This window comes from Bacillus sp. S4, assembly GCF_040838205.1.
GTDB lineage: Bacteria > Bacillota > Bacilli > Bacillales > Bacillaceae_G > Bacillus_A > Bacillus_A cereus_U.
In genome coordinates this window covers 1-6,986 of sequence record NZ_JBFPJI010000167.1, presented here as the reverse complement: position 1 = coordinate 6,986, position 6,986 = coordinate 1, and the positions used below count along the sequence as shown (strand labels likewise).

Sequence of the window (6,986 nt, the reverse complement as noted above, 5' to 3'; positions counted from 1 at the left end):
ATATTTACTATTTTGTAAATGTTTCCAAAGTAAAAATTCGAAAAATATTCACTTTTTGTAAGGAAATATGTAAAAAATATTGTTTAGGAGAGGAATGATGAAAGTGCATACATCTTTATATAGGAGTATAATGAAAGATACAATAACCTACTAAAGTGGGAGAAATTAGGGGCGGTAAAATGATGTTTGAAGTTGTGGGGAGCTTTATAGCGATTTTATTATTTTTATTTTCTTATATGCAGTTGAAGAAAGTGCGTCATCATGAAACAACTACATATTTTGATGGACTGGATGGTGTGCACACATCGATAACATATGATAGTGGTGGGGATATATAACTTTCTTTTTATGCATGGTATGATGGCAATAAGAAATAGTACGTAATATAGTTCGTAAGTGATGAATGGGGAGTGGAAAGAATGCGAATTTCTTTTATTCGTCATGGTCGTTTGGACAGTACTATAGAGCCAATGACAATTATTTCATTTCGTGAATGGATGAAGCAATATGATTTAGGGACTACAGTAAAAAAAACTCCTATACCAATTGAAACAATTGAGATGATTGAATCAGCGAATTTGGTCGTAACGAGTGATCAGAGGCGTGCTGCGCGATCAACAGCCGAATTAACGGATTCTTTATCTTTTGTGCAAAATCCTCTTTTTAGGGAAGCTGAAGTTCCAACGAGTTTTTATGCTCCAAAATGGTTGAAATGTAAACCTAATGTATGGATGTTTATTGGACGTACACGATGGATAGTTGGTTATAGTAAAGATGTTGAGTCTTATAAGGAAGTACGAGAAAGAGCAAGGCAAGCTGCTAATATGTTGCACCGCTATGCGCTCGTACATGGACGTATTGCCCTTGTAGGTCATAGTTATTTTAATCCGATGATTGGGACTGAACTGAGGGCAATGGGGTGGTCTGGTTCGCCTATTTTCCATAGGAAGCCATGGGGATGTACAACATATACATTTCATGAGGCGATGGATGGAAATGTATTAAATACAAAATTAACTTAAAAGAGGCTGTCCCTTTGGCAGCCTCTTTCTCTACATAACAAGCAAAAAAGAATTGTCTTTTTAAGATATAGAAACCAATGACCGTAATGGTTTTATTAGATGGGCATACGGTTCGCCAACGAGCATAACGGTTGTATCTTTTTTATAACCAAGTTTTTCATATAGTGAAAAAGCACGTTTGTTTTCTAAATTAACAAGTAAGGCAATTTTTTCATGACCTTTTTCAGTTGCATGAAGTTCAGCGGCATCGATTAATTTAGAGCCAATGCCACGTCCACTGTACATATTTGAAACTGACAACGTGTCAATATAATACTCATCAAGTTCAGCTTCTTTTTCTAACGTAATGGATTCATCTTCATGTAGTTCTCTTAAGTGGTGTACGATTGGTGCATCAAGTTGCTCAGCGTCACTACCGTGATAAACGACAATAACTCCAACTACTTTTCCATCTTGTTCAGCCACTAAACAGTTTTCATAGCTCAATCGATTATTTTCTTTTGCGAACCATGTTTCAAGTCCTAGTATTACTTTTGCTTCAATTGTGCTACCTGTGATTTTTTCAGCAATTTCGTGCAGAGCGTCATACAGTAAAGGTGCTACTCCTACCGCATCTGTCTTTTTTGCTTTCCGAATCATAGTATCCCTCCTAGTTCTATGTATATATTGTAGCATAAAATAAAATAACAAACAGTGGCTTGGAACTTTGTTATACAGAGCGTCAAAAAGTTTGATATAGAGAAGTAGCTATGTTAGTATATGATATTTAGTGCGAATATAATAAAGTGATATAGCTATAAAAATAATGAAAGTGAATTACATAATAGCAACGGGATAATTTTACCGTTGTCGACCTATAGAAGATGCGATAAAATAAACTATTGCAGAGAGGTGAAATACATGGATAAACAATTAGCAAATGCAATTTTGGATCAGCTGAAAAATGGTGAAATAAAGGAGTATGTTGCGACGAAAGATGTATTTTATACGTTCAGGGAAGTTGTTGTAAATCGAGAAGATTTTAAACATATTATCGGGAACGCACAGCGCGGTGGACAGGTAATTTATACATATTCAGAAACACCACGTTCATAAATAGAAGATAAAGGAGAGGAGAATTATGGGGGATTTTAAACAAGGCATCTTGCCACATTGGGATTACATGTGGAAAGATAGAGCTGGGAATAGGTTTATGGGAATGGTTATGTATCCAGAGAAACGAAAATGTTCAGTAAAAATGCTTCAGAAAATAAAAAGAGCATATGAGCAAGCAATAGAAATTAAAGTAACTGTACAAGTTCAACATACATATCAGTACGTAGAAGGAATGATTGTATACTTTGATGAAGAAGCTCCTGTATGCACAATGCTTGATAAAGATGAGAATCCACATCATATATTTGTAAAAGATATTTTGCGTATTGAGCACCCTGAATAATTTTTTTCATAAATAAATTGAAGTTCCATAATAATAATCTTTTTCTATAATAGTTATCTTTTAGTATGTAACGAGGAACGAAAGAGTATGTATAAATATTTAATAAAGTAAAGTTGATAAATGTAATCGTTTTTTGGAACAGATTATCGTTTAAGGTCTGTTCTTTTTTGCGTGATGCTGGAGAAATATATTACTCCAGCATTTACTGTTTTATGACAAAAAATATTGTTAACTTTTTTAAAAACAAGGTTAAATTCGTTGACAACTTTTTTGAAAAGCACTTTATTGACATGAGTTTTAGAATGTTGTTTCATAGTCTTTGTATTGAAAAAAATCGACGGTCATGTCGAAAAGTAAAAGTTAAAAAAAGAAAGAATTTATACATATATCTTGTGTCTTATTTTGAAACGTAATACAATATATAGAGAAATCAAGAAACGACATACAGAGAATATAGATTGGAGAGGGAGGGTCGGAAATGTTAGTTGCATATGATTCTATGACAGGAAACGTGAAGCGTTTCATCCACAAATTAAATATGCCGGCCGTTCAAATTGATGAAGCTCTAGTATTAGATGAAGACTTTATTCTTATTACGTATACAACAGGTTTTGGAAATGTACCGGAACGTGTTTTAGACTTTTTAGAACGCAATAATGAAAAATTAAAAGGCGTATCTGCAAGTGGCAATCGTAATTGGGGAGACATGTTTGGTGCAAGTGCTGACAAAATTTCTACTAAATATGAAGTGCCTATTGTATCAAAATTTGAGTTATCTGGAACAAATAATGATGTAGAATATTTTAAAGAAAGGGTGCGGGAGATTGCGACACATTGAACTGAATAATGAAATCACGCAAATGCAGGACGGTTTTTATCAGCTTCATAAAGATAAAGAGGCATTAGAAGTCTTTATGGAAGAAGCTAGAGAGAATACCGTTCATTTTAATAGCGTGGCAGAGCGAATGGAGTATATGAAAGAACATGATTACTATTACAACGTTCTGGACGAGTATAGCTTGGAGGAAGTAGAAGGAGTTTATAACATCGCTTATGGTGAAAACTTCGAGTTCCAATCTTATATGGCAGCATCTAAGTTCTATAAAGATTATGCGTTAAAAACGAATGATCAAAAACAATACTTAGAAAGCTATGAAGATCGTGTAGCAATTGTGTCATTATACCTAGGACGCGGTGATGTTGCGAAGGCAAAACAATTCGCAAGCATGATTGTAAAACAAAACTACCAACCAGCGACACCAACCTTTTTAAATGCGGGAAGAAGCAGAAGAGGAGAAATGGTGTCTTGTTTCTTGTTAGAGATGGACGATAGCTTAAATTCAATCGGTTTTAACATTAATACTGCGATGCAATTATCGAAAATCGGTGGTGGAGTAGCTTTAAACTTATCTAAGCTACGCGCACGTGGTGAGCAAATTAAAGGTATTGATAACGCCGCAAGTGGTGTAGTGCCTGTTATGAAATTGCTTGAAGATTCGTTTTCATATGCGAATCAACTTGGCCAACGAAAAGGTGCCGGCGCTGTATACTTAAACATTTTCCATTGGGATATTATAGAATTCCTTGATACAAAAAAAATAAATGCCGATGAGAAGAGCCGTATTCAGTCTCTATCAATCGGAATTATCATTCCAAGTAAGTTCTTTGAGCTTGCTGAGAAAAACGAACCTTTCCATGTTTTCGCGCCTTATACAGTATTTAAAGAGTACGGAAAACATTTAGATGATATAGATATCGACGAAATGTACGATGAATTAATGAGCAATCCGAAAGTGAAGAAGAAGCCACTAGATATTAGTGCGCGTGATATGCTTATTAAAATTGCTATGATTCAGCTTGAGTCTGGTTACCCATACTTAATGTTTAAATCAAATGCAAATAACCAGCATCCACTGAAGGATATTGGAACTGTGAAGATGTCGAACTTGTGTTAAATATGTAGCACCTTCTAGCAGAAATGCTAGTCGAAAACTCCGTTAAACGGGGAAAGCCTCAAGTTTGAGGTAACCTACCGTGCTAAATCTTATCTTAGAATGAAAATATAAAAGTTCAGAATGTATCTTATTATTTTGTATAGCAGAGTTATTGAACAACATAAAGTAATAAGAGACTTTCTGAAAGATTAAGATAAGTAAAAGCCTAACGACTATCCCATTTGGGAGTAGAGCGCAAGCGATTGGCGCTCGAAAAGCGGAGCACCTAACCAGGTAATGCTGTAGGTGATGATATAGTCTGTCCTGTATGGTGACATACAGCAGTTGCATGAGCAACGGACTGAGGAGTAGCGAACTCGGTTGAACATTCGAGACAGAAATCTTCCAGCTACAAGAAACTTCTGAAATAAATGATTACGGTACAGAAGACATTATCCGTCGTGATATTAACTGTAACTTAGGATCGTTAAATATCGTAAACGTAATGGAAAATAAAGAAATTCGTGAAGCAGTTCATGCGGGAATGGAAGCTTTAACAGCTGTTTCTGATATGACGATCATTCCGAATGCCCCAACTGTGAAAAAAGCAAATGATGAGCTTCATTCAGTTGGACTTGGAGCAATGAACTTACACGGATATTTAGCAAAAAATAAAATCGCTTATGAAAGTGCAGAAGCGAAAGAATTCGCTCGTACATTCTTTATGATGTTAAATTACTACTCGATTGAGAAAAGTATGGAAATCGCTAAAGAAAAAGGCGAGACATTTAAAGACTTCGATAAGTCTGATTATGCAAACGGCACATACTTTGAAAAGTATGAAACGAAAGATTACAGCCCAGTAACTGAAAAAGTTCAGCAATTATTTGAAGGAATTCATATTCCAACAAAAGAAGATTGGACAAGTTTAAAAGAGCAAGTACAGAAGAATGGTTTATACAACTCATATCGTCTTGCAATCGCTCCGACACAATCGATCAGTTACGTTCAAAATGCAACTTCAAGCGTAATGCCAATCGTAAGTCAAATTGAATCAAGAACGTATGCGAATGCGACAACATATTATCCAATGCCGTATTTATCAAAAGATACGTTCTGGTACTATAAATCTTCTTACGATATGAATCAGTTTAAATTAATTGATTTAATTGCAGAGGTTCAAGAACATATTGACCAAGGAATTAGTACCATTCTTTATGTTAATAGTGATATTTCAACACGTGAGTTAGCACGTTACTACATTTATGCACATAAAAAAGGCTTGAAGAGTCTTTATTATACGAGAACACGTAAATTAAGCGTGGAAGAGTGCGTGGCTTGTACCGTTTAATATAAAAAGTGAGACATTATGAGCAGGGTTTTTCTGAACCCTGCTCATGCTTAGTTATCAATTTTTTATGTTTATTTAGAGAAGGGGCGATTTAATGCGTGCGGTAAACTGGAACAAAAAAGAAGATGATTTTAGTTTAATGTTTTGGAAGCAAAACATCGCTCAGTTTTGGACAGAAGAAGAAATCGCAGTGTCTTCTGACAAAAATACTTGGGCACAATTATCAAAAGAAGAGCAAATTGCTTATAAGCGTGTATTAGGTGGTTTAACACTTTTAGATACGAAACAAGGCGGCGAAGGGATGCCTCTTGTACTTGTTCATCTTGAAAATTTACAAGCGAAAAGTGTATTAGCTTTCATGGGCGCTATGGAAGAAGTACATGCGAAGAGTTACAGCCATATTTTCACAACGTTAGCTACTGAAGAAGAAATTGATGATATTTTTGAATGGGTAGATAACCATCCATTACTTGAGAAAAAAGCTGGTATTGTTACTAGTTACTATCGTCGTTTATTAAAGCCTGAAGTAACGAAAAAAGAGTTATACATGGCAATGGTAGCAAGTGTGTTCTTAGAAAGTTACTTATTCTATAGTGGGTTCTTCTATCCACTTTACTTAGCAGGTCAAGGCAAATTGACGGCAAGTGGTGAGATTATTAACTTAATAATTCGTGACGAGTCAATTCACGGCGTATTCGTTGGTATTTTAGCACAACAAATCTTCACAGAACTTTCTGCAAAAGAGCAACAAGAAGTACAAACGGAAACGCAAGAGTTATTAATGGAACTGTATGAAATTGAATTGGCATATACAGAAGAAATTTATACTTCTATCGGTCTTGTAGAGGATGTAAATCGTTTCGTTCGTTACAATGCGAATAAAGGACTTATGAACTTAGGACTTGAGCCGAAGTTTGAGGAAGAAGAAATTAACCCAATCGTTTTAAATGGTTTACGTACAGATACGAAAAACCATGACTTCTTCTCTGTAAAAGGAAATGGTTACGTAAAAGCAACGAATGTTGAAAAGTTAGCAGACGATGACTTCGTATTCAATTTTTAATATAGTGTTATAGAAAAAGCTGTCTTTATAGAAAAGACAGCTTTTTTGCTATGAATAGTTTACATAATGTTATTATTTCATGGAAATATTTTAATCTTGTAAAAGCCCAATTTTTGAGGAAGTGGGAATAAAAAAACAAGGATTAAAGTTTTATTTTTCATATTTAGTCGTATGAGAG

General features: G+C 34.9%; 8 protein-coding genes and 1 pseudogene. 8 read left to right on the top strand and 1 reads right to left on the bottom strand.

Going from position 1 to position 6,986, the window contains the following annotated elements:
- Positions 1-179 precede the first annotated feature (179 nt).
- Both AB3X48_RS15005 and AB3X48_RS15000 read left to right on the top strand, forming a co-directional pair.
- Complete coding sequence (locus AB3X48_RS15005; RefSeq protein ID WP_033710437.1) at positions 180-338, top strand: hypothetical protein; 159 nt, start codon at positions 180-182, stop codon at positions 336-338.
- Between the two features lie 81 nt (positions 339-419).
- Positions 420-1,022 carry a histidine phosphatase family protein gene (locus tag AB3X48_RS15000; protein ID WP_002158724.1) on the top strand — a complete coding sequence of 201 codons (603 nt, stop codon included), beginning with the start codon at positions 420-422 and terminating at the stop codon, positions 1,020-1,022.
- A gap of 60 nt (positions 1,023-1,082) precedes the next feature.
- Here the strand turns inward: AB3X48_RS15000 and AB3X48_RS14995 are convergent, their stop codons facing one another.
- On the bottom strand, positions 1,083-1,661 hold the full coding sequence (locus tag AB3X48_RS14995; protein ID WP_002158723.1) for a GNAT family N-acetyltransferase: 579 nt from the start codon (positions 1,659-1,661) through the stop codon (positions 1,083-1,085).
- Between the two features lie 261 nt (positions 1,662-1,922).
- Between AB3X48_RS14995 and ykzS the strand changes: the two genes are divergently transcribed.
- The 6 genes and pseudogenes from ykzS (at position 1,923) to nrdF (ending at position 6,808) form a co-directional block, all read left to right on the top strand.
- Positions 1,923-2,117, top strand: a complete 195-nt coding sequence (gene ykzS, locus AB3X48_RS14990) for a protein YkzS (protein ID WP_002149609.1) — start codon at positions 1,923-1,925, stop codon at positions 2,115-2,117.
- A gap of 25 nt (positions 2,118-2,142) precedes the next feature.
- Complete coding sequence (locus AB3X48_RS14985) at positions 2,143-2,460, top strand: hypothetical protein (RefSeq protein WP_016104259.1); 318 nt, start codon at positions 2,143-2,145, stop codon at positions 2,458-2,460.
- A gap of 478 nt (positions 2,461-2,938) precedes the next feature.
- Positions 2,939-3,298: a class Ib ribonucleoside-diphosphate reductase assembly flavoprotein NrdI gene (nrdI, locus tag AB3X48_RS14980; protein ID WP_000959445.1), complete on the top strand. Its 360-nt coding sequence runs from the start codon at positions 2,939-2,941 to the stop codon at positions 3,296-3,298.
- Positions 3,285-4,412, top strand: a pseudogene (locus AB3X48_RS14975) (ribonucleotide reductase barrel domain-containing protein); the annotation flags it as partial. The gene nrdI and the pseudogene AB3X48_RS14975, both read left to right, overlap by 14 nt.
- A gap of 382 nt (positions 4,413-4,794) precedes the next feature.
- Positions 4,795-5,745: a ribonucleotide reductase barrel domain-containing protein gene (locus AB3X48_RS14970; protein WP_307831438.1), complete on the top strand. Its 951-nt coding sequence runs from the start codon at positions 4,795-4,797 to the stop codon at positions 5,743-5,745.
- A gap of 94 nt (positions 5,746-5,839) precedes the next feature.
- Positions 5,840-6,808, top strand: coding sequence for a class 1b ribonucleoside-diphosphate reductase subunit beta (gene nrdF / locus AB3X48_RS14965; protein WP_002064394.1), 969 nt, complete (start codon positions 5,840-5,842; stop codon positions 6,806-6,808).
- Positions 6,809-6,986: the final 178 nt, after the last annotated feature.